General features: G+C 58.6%; 20 protein-coding genes. 4 read left to right on the top strand and 16 right to left on the bottom strand.

What is annotated here, in order from left to right; translation table 11 throughout:
• The first annotated feature begins 99 nt into the window (after positions 1-99).
• Positions 100-1,266 carry a tRNA guanosine(34) transglycosylase Tgt gene (tgt, locus tag AC8GFP_RS09950; protein ID WP_506612736.1) on the top strand — a complete coding sequence of 389 codons (1,167 nt, stop codon included), beginning with the start codon at positions 100-102 and terminating at the stop codon, positions 1,264-1,266.
• 33 nt (positions 1,267-1,299) lie between these two features.
• Here the strand turns inward: tgt and AC8GFP_RS09955 are convergent, their stop codons facing one another.
• From AC8GFP_RS09955 to AC8GFP_RS10025, 15 genes are all read right to left on the bottom strand, one after another.
• Positions 1,300-1,563: a Txe/YoeB family addiction module toxin gene (locus tag AC8GFP_RS09955; protein ID WP_506612738.1), complete on the bottom strand. Its 264-nt coding sequence runs from the start codon at positions 1,561-1,563 to the stop codon at positions 1,300-1,302.
• Positions 1,560-1,805: a type II toxin-antitoxin system Phd/YefM family antitoxin gene (locus AC8GFP_RS09960; protein ID WP_506612740.1), complete on the bottom strand. Its 246-nt coding sequence runs from the start codon at positions 1,803-1,805 to the stop codon at positions 1,560-1,562. Before AC8GFP_RS09960 ends, AC8GFP_RS09955 begins: the two co-directional genes overlap by 4 nt.
• A 73-nt stretch (positions 1,806-1,878) precedes the next feature.
• Complete coding sequence (locus AC8GFP_RS09965; RefSeq protein WP_506612741.1) at positions 1,879-3,138, bottom strand: FIST signal transduction protein; 1,260 nt, start codon at positions 3,136-3,138, stop codon at positions 1,879-1,881.
• Positions 3,138-3,704 (bottom strand): PhaM family polyhydroxyalkanoate granule multifunctional regulatory protein, encoded by a 567-nt coding sequence (locus AC8GFP_RS09970; protein WP_506612743.1) that lies wholly within the window; start codon positions 3,702-3,704, stop codon positions 3,138-3,140. Before AC8GFP_RS09970 ends, AC8GFP_RS09965 begins: the two co-directional genes overlap by 1 nt.
• 9 nt (positions 3,705-3,713) lie before the next feature.
• Entirely contained in the window at positions 3,714-4,184 is a 471-nt protein-coding gene (locus AC8GFP_RS09975) for a copper chaperone PCu(A)C (RefSeq protein ID WP_506612745.1), read from the bottom strand.
• Positions 4,185-4,195: 11 nt separating this feature from the next.
• A complete protein-coding gene (locus AC8GFP_RS09980; RefSeq protein WP_506612747.1) occupies positions 4,196-4,609 on the bottom strand; it encodes an ExbD/TolR family protein in 414 nt (137 codons plus the stop codon).
• A 3-nt stretch (positions 4,610-4,612) separates the two neighbouring features.
• Complete coding sequence (locus AC8GFP_RS09985; protein ID WP_506612749.1) at positions 4,613-5,302, bottom strand: MotA/TolQ/ExbB proton channel family protein; 690 nt, start codon at positions 5,300-5,302, stop codon at positions 4,613-4,615.
• Positions 5,303-5,311: 9 nt separating this feature from the next.
• A complete protein-coding gene (locus tag AC8GFP_RS09990) occupies positions 5,312-5,980 on the bottom strand; it encodes an energy transducer TonB (RefSeq protein WP_506612751.1) in 669 nt (222 codons plus the stop codon).
• A 33-nt stretch (positions 5,981-6,013) separates the two neighbouring features.
• On the bottom strand, positions 6,014-7,564 hold the full coding sequence (locus AC8GFP_RS09995; RefSeq protein WP_506612753.1) for a PepSY domain-containing protein: 1,551 nt from the start codon (positions 7,562-7,564) through the stop codon (positions 6,014-6,016).
• Positions 7,561-9,678, bottom strand: a complete 2,118-nt coding sequence (locus tag AC8GFP_RS10000) for a TonB-dependent receptor family protein (protein ID WP_506612755.1) — start codon at positions 9,676-9,678, stop codon at positions 7,561-7,563. Before AC8GFP_RS10000 ends, AC8GFP_RS09995 begins: the two co-directional genes overlap by 4 nt.
• A 9-nt stretch (positions 9,679-9,687) precedes the next feature.
• Positions 9,688-9,837 (bottom strand): hypothetical protein, encoded by a 150-nt coding sequence (locus tag AC8GFP_RS10005; protein WP_506612757.1) that lies wholly within the window; start codon positions 9,835-9,837, stop codon positions 9,688-9,690.
• 90 nt (positions 9,838-9,927) lie between these two features.
• On the bottom strand, positions 9,928-10,350 hold the full coding sequence (locus AC8GFP_RS10010; protein ID WP_506612759.1) for a DUF2946 family protein: 423 nt from the start codon (positions 10,348-10,350) through the stop codon (positions 9,928-9,930).
• The gene (locus AC8GFP_RS10015) at positions 10,295-10,825 is read right to left on the bottom strand and encodes a copper uptake system-associated protein (protein WP_506612761.1); all 531 of its coding nucleotides are present in this window, start codon (positions 10,823-10,825) and stop codon (positions 10,295-10,297) included. The genes AC8GFP_RS10010 and AC8GFP_RS10015 overlap by 56 nt, the downstream gene beginning before the upstream one ends.
• A gap of 65 nt (positions 10,826-10,890) precedes the next feature.
• Positions 10,891-11,241, bottom strand: coding sequence for a DUF2946 family protein (locus tag AC8GFP_RS10020; RefSeq protein ID WP_506612763.1), 351 nt, complete (start codon positions 11,239-11,241; stop codon positions 10,891-10,893).
• Between the two features lie 22 nt (positions 11,242-11,263).
• Positions 11,264-12,070 (bottom strand): enoyl-CoA hydratase/isomerase family protein, encoded by an 807-nt coding sequence (locus AC8GFP_RS10025; protein ID WP_506612765.1) that lies wholly within the window; start codon positions 12,068-12,070, stop codon positions 11,264-11,266.
• Positions 12,071-12,207: 137 nt separating this feature from the next.
• Here AC8GFP_RS10025 and AC8GFP_RS10030 point away from each other — a divergent pair, with 137 nt between their 5' ends.
• Together AC8GFP_RS10030 and AC8GFP_RS10035 are read left to right on the top strand one after the other, a co-directional pair.
• Complete coding sequence (locus AC8GFP_RS10030; RefSeq protein ID WP_506612767.1) at positions 12,208-12,576, top strand: TraR/DksA family transcriptional regulator; 369 nt, start codon at positions 12,208-12,210, stop codon at positions 12,574-12,576.
• 17 nt (positions 12,577-12,593) lie between these two features.
• Positions 12,594-12,968, top strand: coding sequence for a hypothetical protein (locus AC8GFP_RS10035; protein WP_506612768.1), 375 nt, complete (start codon positions 12,594-12,596; stop codon positions 12,966-12,968).
• Between the two features lie 78 nt (positions 12,969-13,046).
• Here the strand turns inward: AC8GFP_RS10035 and AC8GFP_RS10040 are convergent, their stop codons facing one another.
• Positions 13,047-14,057, bottom strand: coding sequence for a fumarylacetoacetate hydrolase family protein (locus tag AC8GFP_RS10040; RefSeq protein WP_506612770.1), 1,011 nt, complete (start codon positions 14,055-14,057; stop codon positions 13,047-13,049).
• Between AC8GFP_RS10040 and AC8GFP_RS10045 the strand changes: the two genes are divergently transcribed.
• On the top strand, positions 14,056-15,240 hold the full coding sequence (locus tag AC8GFP_RS10045; RefSeq protein WP_506612771.1) for a DUF3108 domain-containing protein: 1,185 nt from the start codon (positions 14,056-14,058) through the stop codon (positions 15,238-15,240). The genes AC8GFP_RS10040 and AC8GFP_RS10045 overlap by 2 nt on opposite strands.
• Positions 15,241-15,247 lie beyond the last annotated feature (7 nt).

Genomic DNA, 15,247 nt, shown 5'->3' on the forward strand with positions numbered 1-15,247 from the left:
CTTTTTAACATTAGTAAAGCAAATTTTAAAGTAAAGAATTCGAAGTGTCTATGCACCGATGCCCTTCTGATGTTATCTGGGGGCACTTAAACTGCCCCAATGCTGACATTCGATCTGATCAAAACCGAAGGCCTGGCCCGCCGTGGCCGCCTGACCCTGAACCATGGCGTGGTGCAAACGCCGATCTTCATGCCGGTGGGCACCTACGGCACGGTCAAAGGCGTGATGCCGCGCAGCCTGCATGACATGGGTGCGCAAATCATTTTGGGCAATACCTTTCACCTGTGGATGCGCCCCGGCCTGGACGTGATGCAAAGCTTTGGCGGCTTGCACGGTTTTGAGCAGTGGCACAAACCCATCCTCACCGACTCGGGTGGCTTTCAGGTGTGGAGCTTGGGCGCGATGCGCAAAATCACCGAAGAAGGCGTGACCTTTGCCTCGCCAGTGAACGGCGACAAGCTGTTCATGTCGCCCGAGGTGAGCATGCAGATTCAAACCACGCTCAACAGCGACATCGTGATGCAGCTCGATGAATGCACCCCTTATGAAACCAACGGCCACATCACCACCGAGGCCGAAGCCGCCAAGTCGATGGAAATGAGCCGCCGCTGGGCGGTGCGCAGCCAAAATGAATTCGCCCGCTTGAACAACCCGAACGCCTTGTTTGGCATCGTGCAAGGCGGCATGTTTCCCCAACTGCGCCAAGCATCTTTAGAGGCGTTGGTGGCCATGGATTTCCCAGGCTACGCGATAGGCGGCGTCAGTGTGGGCGAGCCCAAAGACCAAATGCTGGAGATCATGGCGCACACGCCGCACCGCCTGCCCGCGCACAAACCGCGCTACCTGATGGGCGTGGGCACGCCGGAAGATTTGGTGGAAGGCGTGCGCTGCGGCGTGGACATGCTCGACTGCGTGATGCCCACCCGCAACGCCCGCAACGGCACGCTGTTCTCCCGCTACGGCGACTTGAAACTGCGCAACGCCCGCCACAAAACCGACCACCAGCCGATCGACCCAAGCTGCACTTGTTATGCGTGTGCGGGCAACTCAGGCGTGAGCTGGAACGACGGTGGGCGCGAAGGTTTCAGCCGCGCTTACATGCACCACCTGGACCGCTGCGGCGAAATGCTGGGGCCCATGCTGGCCACTATCCACAACCTGCACTACTACCTGAACCTGATGCAAGAAGTGCGTGATGCGCTGGACGCGGGCAACTTTGCCGGTATGGCGGCGAGGTTCAAAGGGGACAGGGCGCTGGGCGTTTGACCATTGGCGTTCTCGCTGCTTTCAAGCGGTGGGCTAGTCGTAATGCGTCCACATGCGCAAAACTCGCACGGTGCGCTCTGAGGACAACACCTGGTAGACCAATCGGTGTTGAATGTTGATGCGGCGTGAATAGGCGGCTGCCAAATCACCCACCAATTTTTCAAACGGCGGCGGATTTTGAAACGGGTCTACTGCCAAGATGTCCAACAAAGCCTGTGCTTTGGGTTTGAGCCCTGCTGCTGAAAGTTTGGGTGCGTCTTTCAATGCATGTTTGGCAAACACCACTTGCCAGCTCACCAGTCCAATTCCTTGGCGCTTTCATCCAAGGGCTCGGCCATGCCTTCATGGATGGATTCGCGCATGCCTGGCACCGACAACAAGTGCAATGTCGCTTGGATGGCTTGCCAATCTTCGGCAGCAACCAAGACAGAATCACTCCGCTTGCCGGTGATCAGAATGGGCTCGTGCGTGTCCGCCGCCTGGTCCATCAAGCGGTACAAGTTGGCTCGCGCCTCGCTGGCTGTGAGTACCGTGGTCATCTTGCTTCCTTTCAACGAGGGCAAATGGTACGTTGTTTCGTACGTTCATGCAACTATTTTGGAATAGCTGAGTTCAATCCCCCGTGAACACCGTCAACACCCCCGTGTACCCATACACCTGTTGGTTTGCAATTTCGCCAGCCGCGAAAAACCCCACCAAGGGCACGTCGCCCAAAGCGCGTTGGATGATCTGCAACTCGGCGCTGGGTGCGCCAAAGTGCGGGCCGCCGCGCCCGGTGCAGCTCACATAAATCGCACCAGCGATGCGTTGGCCCGCTTGGCTCACATGGTTCAGCAGATCAGGCGCGCCCATGGCCTCCAGGCTCACTTCTTCGGGCTCCAAGCTTTCACGGATTTCAGTGGCGATGCGAAGCAAATCAGCCTTGGCCGCTTTCGCGTCGCGTTGGCAAAACGCCAAATGCATGCCGGGCTCTACCCAGTGCGCGATGGCCACACCGTGGCGCACCGGGTCCAAGCCAATGATGTGGCGCACCATCACCGCGTCGTCCAAGCCGCCGGTGGGGCGCAGCGTCGGCGTGTGGGGCAAGGACAGGCCGACCAAGGTTTGGCGCACCTTGTCCACGGCCGAGCGCGGGTCGTCGATGGGCACGTTCAGGTCATGCATCAAGGCGTACAGCGCAGGTGCGCCGTCGAGCTTGTAGATCACATGGTCATTGGCTTCGGTGATTTCACGCACCTCGCCCAAGGGTTTGCAGCCTTGCGTCACCCGCGTGAGCATTTGCACCTCGGGTGCAAACGCCACGCCACTCAGGCCCCCTGAATAAACCCCATGGCCTCGGCCCGTGGCGGGTGGTGTGCGTTCACCACCGCGTGCAAATTGCAAGGCCTCGGTGCGGCTTGACGCCAAGCCGCCAAACACAAACCCGCCTGCGGTACTGCGTGCCAAGTCTTCAATCAATTCGCTCAGTTCAGGCGTGTGCGCGTCGGCATGCACCAAGGCGGTTTGCGCTACAAAGCCGCTTGCCAAGGCTTGCCCCAAGGGGGCCTGCCCGCTGAACACCCGGAATTGGCTGCTCGGGATGTCGCACAGCATGACGGCCAAGGCAGGTTCGTCGAAATACTCGACGTTGTTGGAAGAAATGCCCACACCGACAGTGCCCGACCAATGCTCCACTTGGGGCAAGGCCAGCGCCACATGATCCAAGATGTCTTGCGCATGACGCGCCAAATGGTCGGTGATGTAGATCAGGCCCAGGCTGGGTGCATCGGCATAAGCCGGGTTGTGCATGTGGGCACGCAGTTGCGCCAGCACCATGTCAGCTGCCATTTCCCAATGTGGATGGGTGGCGTGGCCGTAGGGAAACAGTTTCATCAACGCGCGGTTTTGCGAGCAGCCTTTTTCGCGGGCGCTTTTTTAGCAGGTGCTTTTTGAGCAGCCGTTTTGGGGGCAGTTTTGCGGGCGGATTTGGGGGCCGCAGGCGCAGCAGCTTGCATGTGTGCGGCGTGTTTTTGCATGTCGTTCACAGCTTGCGCGGCAATGCTTTGAAACTGCTGGCTGATGGCGCCCCACCATTGCATCGGATCCACCATGGGCGCGGCTTCTTTGGCGTTGGCCCTATCAGCCTTGGGTGCTTGTCCGGTCATGGCGGCGGCCACATCGGCCATGCCGACATTCATGCTTTGCAGTGTGGACAAGGTCATGCGCTGCACTTCCATGGCCTGGATGGTGGCGCTCAAGGCTTTGGCGTTTTGATCCAGCCAAAACTGCACCGACTTCAACTCTTGAATGCGCTTGTCCAGCTCTTCGGGGTCCAACGTTGGCGTGACCCATTGGGAGGCCGAGGGCATGCTGGCCGCCGGATTGGCCTGTGCAAACTTCTTCAAAAAATCAAAGCCGGGCAAGAAATTGTCGAAGCTGAAAGCAGGTTGGCTGGCCATGGGCGTCTTTCAATGGTTGTGGTGTTCGCCGCTTTTGTGTTTGTCGGCGCCGCCCATGGGTGACTTCTTGGCCACCGCATGAACTTCTTGCTGGGTTTTAACACCAGCAGCGTCTTCGAACATCAAGGTGACCACCACATGGCTGCCTTCAGCCACCGGCGCTTTCAGGTCCATCAGCATCACGTGGTAGCTGCCAGGCTTCAAAGACACGGTTTGACCGGCTGGCAAATCCAGCGCTTTGATGGACTGCATTTTCATGACGTCCTTGTCCATTTTCATTTCATGCACTTGCGCGACAGGCGTCAACTCAGACTTGACGCCGACCAATCGTGTGGCTTTCTTGGCGGTCAGGTTCATGAAAACGCCGGTGGCTTTTTGGCCTTTGCCGGTGGCGCGGGCCCAGGGGTCGGTGACGTCGACTTGGGCGTGGGCCGAAGCGGCTGCGAGCAAGCAAATTGCGGTGATCAGTTGTTTCAACATGGTTGTCTCCTTCAGGGTGATGTGCGTTCAGTGATGAATCCAATTTGCGTCATGCCAGCGCGTTGCGCCGCAGCCATGGCTTGCGCCACGCGTTCGTAACGCACGGCTCTGTCGCCGCGAATATGCAGGGGCGCTTGCGGTTTTTTCTGTGCCTCGGCTTGCAACAGGCTGTTCAACTTGGCCTCGTCCACAGCCTCGTCGTTCCAGAAGTACTTGCCTTCGGCGTCCACCGTCAATCGGATGGTTTGCGGTTTGGCGTCTTGCGGTTGGTTACTGGCGCGGGGCAACTCGATGTTGACCGCGTGCTTCATGACCGGGATGGTGATGATGAAGATGATCAGCAAGACCAACATGATGTCCACGAAGGGTGTCATGTTGATTTCGTGCATCACCTCATCGTTGTCGTCTTGGGTGCCGAAGGCCATGGCTTACCCCTTGGCTTTGACACGCGAGCCGGTGATCAGCAGCGCGTGCAGATCGTGGGCAAAGCGGTTCATGCGGGTGATGATGAACTTGTTGCCGCGCACCAAGGCGTTGTAGCCCAGCACCGCGGGAATGGCCACCGCCAAACCCAGCGCCGTCATGATCAGGGCTTCGCCAATCGGCCCCGCCACTTTGTCGATGGTGGCCTGTCCCGCCATGCCAATTTGCATGAGCGCGTGGTAGATGCCCCAAACCGTGCCAAACAAACCGACAAACGGCGATGTGGAGCCCACCGACGCCAAGATGGCCAAGCCCGATTGCAAATTGGCGGTGGCATCATCAATCGCGTTTTGCAAACCACGCGTGACCCAATCGCTGGTGTCGAGCTCTTTCAACAACTCGGGTTGACCGCTGCCGGTTTTCAAATGCGCCAAGGCTTCTTGACCACGCAAGGCCAATGCCCTGAAAGGGTTGCCTTCTTCGTTGCCCAAGGCTTGCAGGCCACCGGCCACATTGGCACTGTGCCAAAACGCCTCCACACGTGCGGCTTGTTTTTGCGCTGAAAACAAATTCAGCGACTTCAAGATGATGACGATCCACGAAGCCAGCGACATGACCAACAGCAGCAGCGCCACAAAGCGGGTGACAGCGTCACCCTCGGTCCATAAATTGATGAGTCCAAATTCGTTGTTCATGACTGCTCTTTATTCCAAAGTGAATTGAATCGGTACTTGGTACCACATGGCTTCTGCCACACCGCCGCGTTTGCCAGGCACATAGCGCCAGCGCATGGCCGCGTCCAGGGCCGATTTGTCCAAGCGCTCAAAGCCGCTGCTGGTGACCAACTCGACCTTTTGTGGAGCGCCGTCAGCGCCAATCAAGACTTTCAGCACCACCTTGCCTTGCTCGCCCAAACGTTTGCTCATGCGCGGGTAATCGGGTGGTGGATTGTGCAGGTAGTCGGCCTTGGAGGAAGGCAATTCCACCTTGGCAGGTGCTGCAGGCGGTGGCGGCGGTGCGGGGGGAGGCGGGGCAGGTGCAGCGGCGGGCACCACCGGCGTGGTAACGGACGCCGTGGGTGCGGCCAACACAGCAGGTGGCTCGGGCGTGGCCGGTGCGGGCGGCTGGGGTGTGGGCGGTGGCGTCAACACCGGTTGCGGCGTTTTCGGCGGCGGCGTCAGCTTGGGCGGCTCGGGCGGCTTCACCGGCTCGGGGGGTTTGGGCGGGGGCGGCGGCGGCTCGGCTTGGCTGATGGCCATGACCGGCACCACGACTTCCACCACGCGTTGCAACAAACCCGTGTGCATCGCCCACAGCGCGGCGATGTGAAACAACACAACGCTGGAGACGATGACGGAAGTGCGGGAATTCATGGGTTGGCGATGCAAACGAAGCTTTGAATTCTCTCACCTTGCATTCGCCGCGTCTGGGCGCAGGCCCGATGCCCTGGCCGACCAAGCCATGCGCAAGCCCAAGCCGCCAAACATCAGCAAGATGGCCATGACGAACAAAGAAACGACGCCGTTGTGGACATTTCTGCCGAACATGCCCAGAAAGTTCCATTTGTGCAAATAACTGAAGCTCCAACGCTCGGCTTTGGCCGCGTTCGGGCTGATGTCGGCCAACACCCCGGTCGCGGTGTCGACAAACACACTCGCGTTCACCGGGGCCCCATAGTCCAAGCGCCAAACCGGCACGCGCTTATTGCGAAAGTCGTATTCGGGGCCAAAGCGCGTCACCACCTCGGCCGATTGAATCGCCGTGCGGGAGACGCCGGAAAACCGCTCGCCCAGTTGCAGCGCCAATTCCCGGTCGCCACCTGGCCACACCTCGCCAGTCCCGGCCATCAGGTAAAGCGGTTCACCCAGCGGGGTTTTGCCCTCAAACCGCGCCTTGCGTATGTCTTCGGGGCTGGTGGGTGGCTTGTCTTGTGGCTTGGCCAGGCTGAGGCGGTACATCCACTGATCGCTGCCATTGCTGCGCACCAGGCTCAGGCCCTGCACATTCAGGTCTTTTGTCATCTGATTCCACTGGCGTTCCAGCGCGAAGTCCATCTGGTCCACTTTCATGGGTGCCGACAGCCGCAAATTGGACGGTGGCTTGGGTCCCGCGTTTTGCAACAAATGCCACAAACCACTGATGGCAAGCAAGATCAAGGGCAGGCTCAACACATAGGCCGCCCCTCGGTGCCAATGCTTGACACCTGGGGCTTTGTGTTTGCGCCGCACACCCACGAGCAGACCCACACCCGCCAAGGCTGTCACCAACAAGGCACTGAGCAACAAACCCAATAACAGCACCCGCAGGGATTCGCTGATCTGACCCAACCATGCGCCGCTGTGGACATGTCTGAACAGGTTTTGCAACTGGCTTTTGAGGCGGTTGTTCACTCCGGCCAACACGCTGGTCTCGGTGTAAACAAAGGCCACGGTGTCGTCCGCGTTGTCAAAGGCCACCCGGTAGACAGGCAGCAGGCGATTGACCGAGGGGTATTCGTCGGTGAAGTCGCTGAGCCGGCGCACTTCTTTCACAGGCGCTTCGGGCCAGCCCATGTAGTGACGCGCCAAGTAAAGCGCTTGCAAGTGGTCGTGGTCTTTCAATTCCAGGCCATCGGTCAAGCGGAAATACCGACGCACTTGCGTGGCTTCTTGGGTGACTTGCAGCAGGTTGTCGTCCTCACCCACCACGATGCGCACCATGCTGACCTCGTCGATCTGCGCTTGTCGCAGGATCTCCGCCATCGGCTTCATGCCTTGCAACTGCAATGGCCGTTGTGGCGCTTGAAACACCTTTTGTTGCGGCCCAAACAAACTCAGGTAGGTGTGGATCAAACCCGATGTACACCACAAGACCAAGACCACGCCCGCCACCCACGCCAGTCGCCTGTGCCAACGCATGGCTTGGGCTTGCCAAGACATGCGTTTCGCTGTGGCTTGTGAGGAAGGGGTGCTGGTCATTTCATGCTCCAGGTCAGTCCCACCATGTAGCTGCGGGGTGCGCCAGGTGAGTAGGTGTTTTGGGTGTTGGGTTTGAAAGCACCGCTCTTGTATGAACTGGAAGCACTGACTGCGTAGCGTTTGTCTTCGATGTTTCGAATTTGCGCCCATAACTCCAAACTGCTGAAAATTTGGTGTGTGGCGTTCAAATTCCACAAAGTATGACCGTCATAACTCACGGTGTTGAGGTTGTTCATCCAATAGCGGCTTTGGTGCACCATGCCCAGTGACAAGCGTGAAACAGGTGTGACTTTCCAGCCAACTTGGGCATTCACCGTGTGGTTGGGTGCTTGGGGCATGGTTTTGCCAGAATAATTCTCAGTTGAACTCAGGATGTAGCTCACATAGGTGTGCTTGGCGAAGGAGGAGCTGATGAACCAATCCCAATCTGCCAATTGCTGACTGAGGGCCAGCTCCAACCCTTGACTGCGGGTCTTGCCTGCATTGCGGTTTTCGCTGTTGCCGGGCGAAATCGTGTAAGACACGATGGTGTTTTCACCGTTGAGTTGGTAGAGCGCCGAATCCAATCGAATGCCATTGGCAAACAGACTCCTCCAGCCCAATTCGGTGTTTGCATAAGTCGCTGGTGTCAATTCAGGCACGGCACTCTTGCCATACAGCTGGCTCACCTCGGGCGGCGTGAATCCACGACTGACATTGCCGTACACACTGCTGGCAGAACTCAGCGCGTAAGTCGCCCCCAACTTGGGGCTGAACTTGGCAAAGCTGCGCACCTCATTGGCGGCTCCAAAATCGGCACCTGGCGTCAAATTGTTTTTGAAGTCGTAGGAAATGCTGTCATAGCGACCACCTGCCACCAAACGCCAATCTGGGGCCGGGGAGAATTCCCATTGCGCAAACAAGGCATCGTTGGCAATGCCCGCGCCGTAATCCCTCACCCCCCTTGGGTTGGCGGTGTTGTTCAGCACATTACCGGTGTAGCGACCCGCCGCGTCTTTAGTCACCAACAAGTTGTCAGACACATAGTCGTTTTGACTGCGGTCGATGTAAACACCCGACACCAGACGTGCATTCAACCAGCCCAGTTCTTGCACATGCTTGACGTCCAGACCGATCGATTCCACATGGTTGTTGTTGATGGTGCCATTGATCACCCCTACCGCTGGGCAGGTTGTGCCTGACACCTCGGTGCAGGTGGATATGGTGTAGCTCGGCGTCTGTCCATGGTCGTTGTTGCGCACAAAGGCTGTCACGGTGGTCACGCCATTGGCCGTGGTCTCGCCTTCCCAAGCCAGGTTGGCGCGGGTGGTTTTGTCTTTGCGCCAGGTGAAGGTGTTGATGCTTTTGCCGGGGTTGCTGCGGTAATCGTTTTCAAACACGCTGCCGGTCATGTCAGACACCAGGTTGGTATGAACCAAGGTGGCTTTCAGCCAAGAAGACAAGCCCAGGTTGTAGTCGCCGCGCAGGGTCAGCGAGTCTTTTTTGCCACCGCTGTAGGTTTGCCAATTGTCATGCTCACGGTAAGAGCTGTAATGCGAAAAGCGCAGGCCCAAGTCACCCCATGTGTTGCTGGCACCCGAGTCCAACCTTGAATAGCCCTGAATGGCGTCCCCTCGCAGGCCCAGATAGCCTGTGGGCGTGCGTGATGGCTCCAAAGTCAAAAAGTTCACCGCGCCGCCCACGGCATTGCTGCCATACAGCGAAGAAGCTGCACCCTTGACCACTTCGACGCCACCAGACCCGTTCATATTGGTTTCATTCAGGGCGTTGTGATTGAAAACGCCCAAGGGCCTGATGGGGATGCCATCTTCCAGGTACTGGTACACCGCATTGGTGCTGATGGGCTGGCGAATGCCCATGCTGTGCTGCTCATTGCCCAGGTCGTTCCAAAACACACCAGGAATGCGGTTGATGATCTCGCCCACGCTCTTGGCCTTGTCGGCATTCCATGTTTCCTGGGAAACAGAACCAATAGACACAGGCGTTTCGCTCAGCTTGGTTTCTGCTCGCGAACCCGAAACCACCACCTCTTGCAAGCTGGAAGATTCGGCTTGTGCCAAGACAGAGCCTGTCGACAAACCCAGCATGGCCATCATGATTGAACGTTTCAACATGCGTGCCCCTTAGATGGTTTTAGACAATGACATTGGCGGCTCTGGGCGCTCTAGCGCACCTTGCACATAACCAATGGCCCATGCGGTCCAACAGGACGCAAAAATCAAACAGGGCAACAAGCCACGAACCAAACCTCGAAGTGAAAAATAACGGGACATGATTTCCTCTCTTGCACACATGGCGTGTGCGAACCTAAAACTTTGAAATGAGTGCCTGAACCCAGGTTCAGGCGAGCTGCTAGTGAAGATTCAAAGTGCGGGCGGGCCGCGAGAAGGCAGCGGTGGAGCGGTGGCCAACGCGATGTGCGCCGCTGCAATCGGTTGCAGGGCATGGGACAAGGGAGAAGGTTTCACCACTTGCAGGGCAAGCGGTGCAGGCGGGAAAGCCACGGACAGGCACAAGGCGCAGTCCATGGCGCTGCTGCTTGGGGCTTCGTCGCCGCCATCACTGGCCACCAGTTTCATGACGCCGCCGCTGGAACACACCACGTCGATGGACTTGGGCGAGACCAGCGGTGAAGCCATGGCCACACCCAGCGCCAAAGCAAACCACACCAACAAGAAGCGGGTGAGTTGGCGGGCGTGACGCAGGGTGTGCAACAGGGGTTTCACGCGATCAATGTTGGCCGTGCTGGGCAGGCTTGTGATGGCCTTGGCCGTGACCATCGCCATGCGCGGTGTTGGGCTCGATCTTCAACTCGCCTTGAAACAGTGCAAGTTGCTTGAGCTGGGCTTTGCTCAATTTGGCTTCGGCGGATTGCACCTTGGCCGCCAAGCTTTGTGCGGCAGCCTCGCCCATGCCGGTTTGCGCCAGCACTTTGGCGTCGCGCAAGCCGTCACCGCCGCACACCGTGATGGTCCATTTGTCTTTTTCCTTGACCAACAGTGCGCGACCGCCTTTGTTGGCCTGCATCCATCCCGCCAAGGCATGGTGTCCATCGACCACCACGGGATGCACTTTCAGCGGCGCATCGGGGCGGTCAAATTGCGCTTTCATGACATGGGTGATCTGCTGAGCGTCGCCGTGTGCATGGTGTTTCGATTCGTTGGACCAGGACTGAGTACTGAAAGCAATCAGCAGAACCGACAGCAAACGAGCGAATAACAGGGATGAATGGGGGGGGAAGCAAGGGATGATGGAGCGCATAACAATCTCTGACAAACAAAATCAAAACCACCAACATCTGGGTTGGCAGACGGTTCAAGGGATGGTCAGAGCGCGGGCGGGCCGCGAGAAGGCAGCGGCGGCGCGGTGGCCGACGCGATGTGCGCCGCTGCAATCGGTTGCAGGGCATGGGACAGGGGAGAGGGTTTCACCACTTGCAGGGCAAGCGGTGCGGGTGGGAAGGCCAGGGACATGCACAAGGGGCAGTCCATGGCGCTGCTGCTTGGCGCTTCATCCCCGTCATCGCTGGCCACGAGTTTCATGACGCCGCCGCTGGAACACACCAAGTCGATGGACTTGGGCGACACCAGTGGCGAGGCCATGGCCACGCCCAGCGCCAAAGCAAACCACACCAGCACGAAGCGGGTGAGTTGGCGGGACTGACGCAGGGTTTGCATGGCGGTCATTCTAAACAGCGTTTCAGCCGAAGTTGGGCGGACGCTTGGCTTTGATGGAGGCCACGCCTTCGCGCACATCCGGCCCAGCGAAGCCCATGAACTCCAGCGCCAGCGAGGCGTCAAAGGCCGGACCGGCTTGGCGCAACCAATTGTTCAAAGCGTATTTGGTCCAGCGGATGGCGCTTTGGCTGCCATGGGCCAAACGGTCGGCCACCTCGTAGGCCTTGTCCAACAACTGCGCGTCTTCTACGCACAAAGACACCAGGCCAATGCGCTCAGCTTCTTCGCCGCTGACCGCGTCGCACAGCAACAGGTAGTACTTGGACTTGGCCATGCCGCACAACAGCGGCCAAATGATGGCGGCATGGTCCCCCGCGGCCACGCCCAAGCGGGTGTGGCCATCCATGATCTTGGCGCTTTTGCCCACAATGGAAATATCTGACAGCAAGCCAGCCACCAGGCCTGCCCCCACCGCCGGGCCGTGCATGGCACTGACGATGGGTTTGTCGCAGTTGATGACGTTGTAGACCAGGTCGCGGGCTTCTTTCCAAACGCGGGTGCGGACCTCGAAGTTGTCGGCCATGTCTTGCACCAGCGCCATGTCGCCGCCGCCCGAGAAGCCCAAACCCTCGCCGCGCAACACCGCGCAGCGCACGCTGTCGTCACGGCCCACATCGCGCCACACCTCGCACAAATCTGCGTGGCCTTCGTGACCTGCCGTGGGCAACTTGCCGTTCAAGGCCTTCATTTGAATGTCGAGCACGCTGTCGTTGGGGCCACGGCGGGTGATGGACAGGCTTTGGTAAACGCTGTAGTCAATGGTTTTCATGGGGGGATGCTCTGAGATGAAGTTGCCCAAGATTGTGCCTGCTGCCCACACTGGACTGCTGCTTTGTTGACCAAGGTCAAGCTTGCACGCCTTGGGGCGGCGCAAGATCAAGCCGTGACAAACAAACAGGTGGATTGATGGACGCCCTCGCAGCACAACCCTTTAAAGCGCAATTAGAGCAAGCACGCGAGGCACTGTTGGCGCAAATCGCCGAACAACGCGGTGGGCGCATCAGCCGTGCTGAAGAGGCCAGCGATCACTTTGACAACAGCCATGACGACCGCGGCCAAATCAACACCGCCCGAGACTTGGAGTTCGCCGTGAACGAGCATGAAACCGCGGAACTGCTGGCCATTGAAGAGGCCTTGAAACGCATCCAAACCGGTGCGTATGGGTACTGCCTTGATTGCGGAGCGCCTATTGCCCAAGACCGCTTGCATGCCGCGCTGCACACCTTGCGCTGCCTGATGTGCCAAACCCATTTTGAGAAACAACACCCCGCCTGATTTTTGAAAGGATCACCATGTCTACGTTTCACGCCGTTGTTTGGATCGACCATGCGCAAGCCCATGTGCTGATGTTCGACCGCGAGCATGTGCAAGCCGAGCGCATCAAGTCGCGCAACACGCACAGCCACCAGGGCAAGCACGCCGACACCAAGTCTTACTTTGCCGCCATCAGCCATGAATTGGCAGGCGTCCATGAAGTGCTCTTGACCGGCCCGGGCACCGCCCGCACCGAGTTCCGCACCTGGTGTGAAGAACATGCCAAGGGTTGCGCACACGCCATCATCGACAGTGTTCCAAGCGACCACCCCACCGATCCTCAGCTGGTGGCCATGGGCCGAAAGTACTTCATGAAGTTTGACAAGATGGCGGCCGACCCCAGCCTTTTGTGAATCTAGACAGCCAAGAAAAAAGGCCGCTGTTGCGGCCTTTTTTTGGGTGTCGCTTAAAGCGGCCTTGTTGTGTGTGGGTCAATGCGCCAGCTGCGCGATGGTTTGATCGATGGCACCAAAAACGCTTTGGCCGTCTTTGCCCTTCATCTCGATGCGGATGGTGTCGCCAAACTGCATGAAGTCGGTGCTGGCCTTGCCATCCAAAATGGTTTCGATGGCGCGTTTTTCGGCGATGCAGCTGTAGCCCTTGGGCCAGTCTTTTTGCCCTTTGACTTCCACGGCTTTGTTGCTGACCGTGCCGCTGCCAATCACGCTGCCAGCACGCACATTGCGGGTTTTGCACAAATGCGCAATCAGCTGACCAAAGTGAAACGTCATCTCGGGGCCTGCGTCGCACATGCCCACGCGTTTGCCATTCCAGTCCACCCGCATCGTCAGGTGCAAACGGCCATGGTCCCAAGCCTCGCCCAGTTCATCAATGGTGACGGCCACCGGGCTGAACGCCGTGGCTGGTTTGCTTTGCACAAAGCCAAAGTTTTTCGCCAACTCGTCGGGCACCAAACGGCGCAACGACACATCATTGGCCAGCATCACCAAGCGGATGCCTTCCAAGGCTTCATCGGGCGTGGCTTGCATCGGCACGTCGGCGGTGACCACAGCAATCTCGGCTTCAAAGTCGATGCCGTGGTCGGTGGTGACACACACCACGTCGTCGCAAGCGCCCAAAAAATCATCGCTGCCGCCTTGGTACATCAGCGGGTCGGTGTAGTAGTTGGACGGCACCTCGGAGTTGCGCGAGGCCCGCACCAACTCGACATGGTTCATGTAGGCCGAGCCATCGGCCCATTGGTATGCCCGGGGCAATGGTGCCATGCACATCTTGGGGTCGAAGGGAAAGGCGTGACGGGCGCGACCTTGGTTCAAGGTTTGCGACAGGTCTTGCAACTGCGGCGAGATAAAGTTCCAGTCATCCAGCAACTGCTGCATTTGGCTGGCGATGCCGCTCGCATAATGGGCGATGCTCAAGTCGCGCGACACCACCACCAGTTGTCCATCGCGTGATCCGTCTTTGTAAGTGGCTAATTTCATGCAAGCATTCTATCCATCGCCCCCTCGACACACCCTGGCGCTCGTGCTGTTGGGTGTGTTGGTGTTGCTGTTGCATGGTGTGGGTTTGCATGGCTTGTCATCAGCTTGGCCGGGGCTGAAACCAGCAGCCACACCTGTGCGGGTGCAGCTGCAAATGGCGGCCCAGGCGCCGACATTGACACCGCGTGTGACTGAGCCAACACCTGCTCGACGCGCCAGCAAACCACGCCCAGCCGCATCTTCTGCCCCAAGCACCACGGCCGTGCTGGACACGCCTGCCACACCAGAAGCGTCGAAGGAAGCCGCCCCGGCCGCACCTGTTGAGGCGCCACAGCCAGACGTTGTGGCTGGCGCTCAAGACAACTCGGCTCAAGCCGAGGACAACGCAGCTGCAGGCACAGACAACGCGGCCACTGCGCCCATGACTGAGCCCCCTGTCACTGAAAAAACAGCCACGCCGCCCTTGCCGCCTGTCTCTTCCTCAGACACCACGGCGGCACAAACGACGGCATCAAGCTCGAATGCTTGGTTGAGCCAAGCGGTGTTTTTGTGGCCCGCACCCAGCAAATTGTGGTTTGAAGTGGTGGGTCAGAGCAAGGGCATTCGCTACAGCGCTGACGGCGACATCGTTTGGCAACACGATGGGTCCAACTACCAGATGCGCCAAGAAGTGCGGCACATGTTGTTGGGCTCGCGCAGCCAAACCAGCGTGGGTGTGCTGAGCCTGCAAGGCCTCCAGCCTTTGCGCTTTGGCGACAAGTACAAGCAAGAAAGGGCAGTTCATTTTGAGCGAGATAAACAACGTATCAGCTTCAGCAGCAACGCCCCTTCGCAGACTCTGCAAGATGGTGCTCAAGACCGCTTGAGTGTGTTGGCCCAATTGGCCAGCCTGATGGCAGGCAGCCCCCATTTGAGGCAAGCGGGGCAAGCCTTGCAACTCCAAGTGGCAGCCCCGCGCTCGGCCGATGTGTGGTCTTTTGTGGTGGAAAAGCAAGAGAGCTTGAAGTTGCCCATCGGCAGTTTGCCCACCTTGAAGCTCAGCCGCATGCCTTTGCTAACGCATGACCAAACCGTTGAAATATGGCTGTCGCCCAGCCACGGCTACTTGCCCGCCAAGGTGCGGATTTCGCAAAGCAACGGCGACGTGTTGGAGCAACTGTTGCGCAAAGTGGAAACGCCCTGAGCGTCTG

The organism is Limnohabitans simekii (SeqCode), assembly GCF_965234735.1.
GTDB classification, from domain to species: Bacteria; Pseudomonadota; Gammaproteobacteria; order Burkholderiales; family Burkholderiaceae_C; genus Limnohabitans; species Limnohabitans simekii.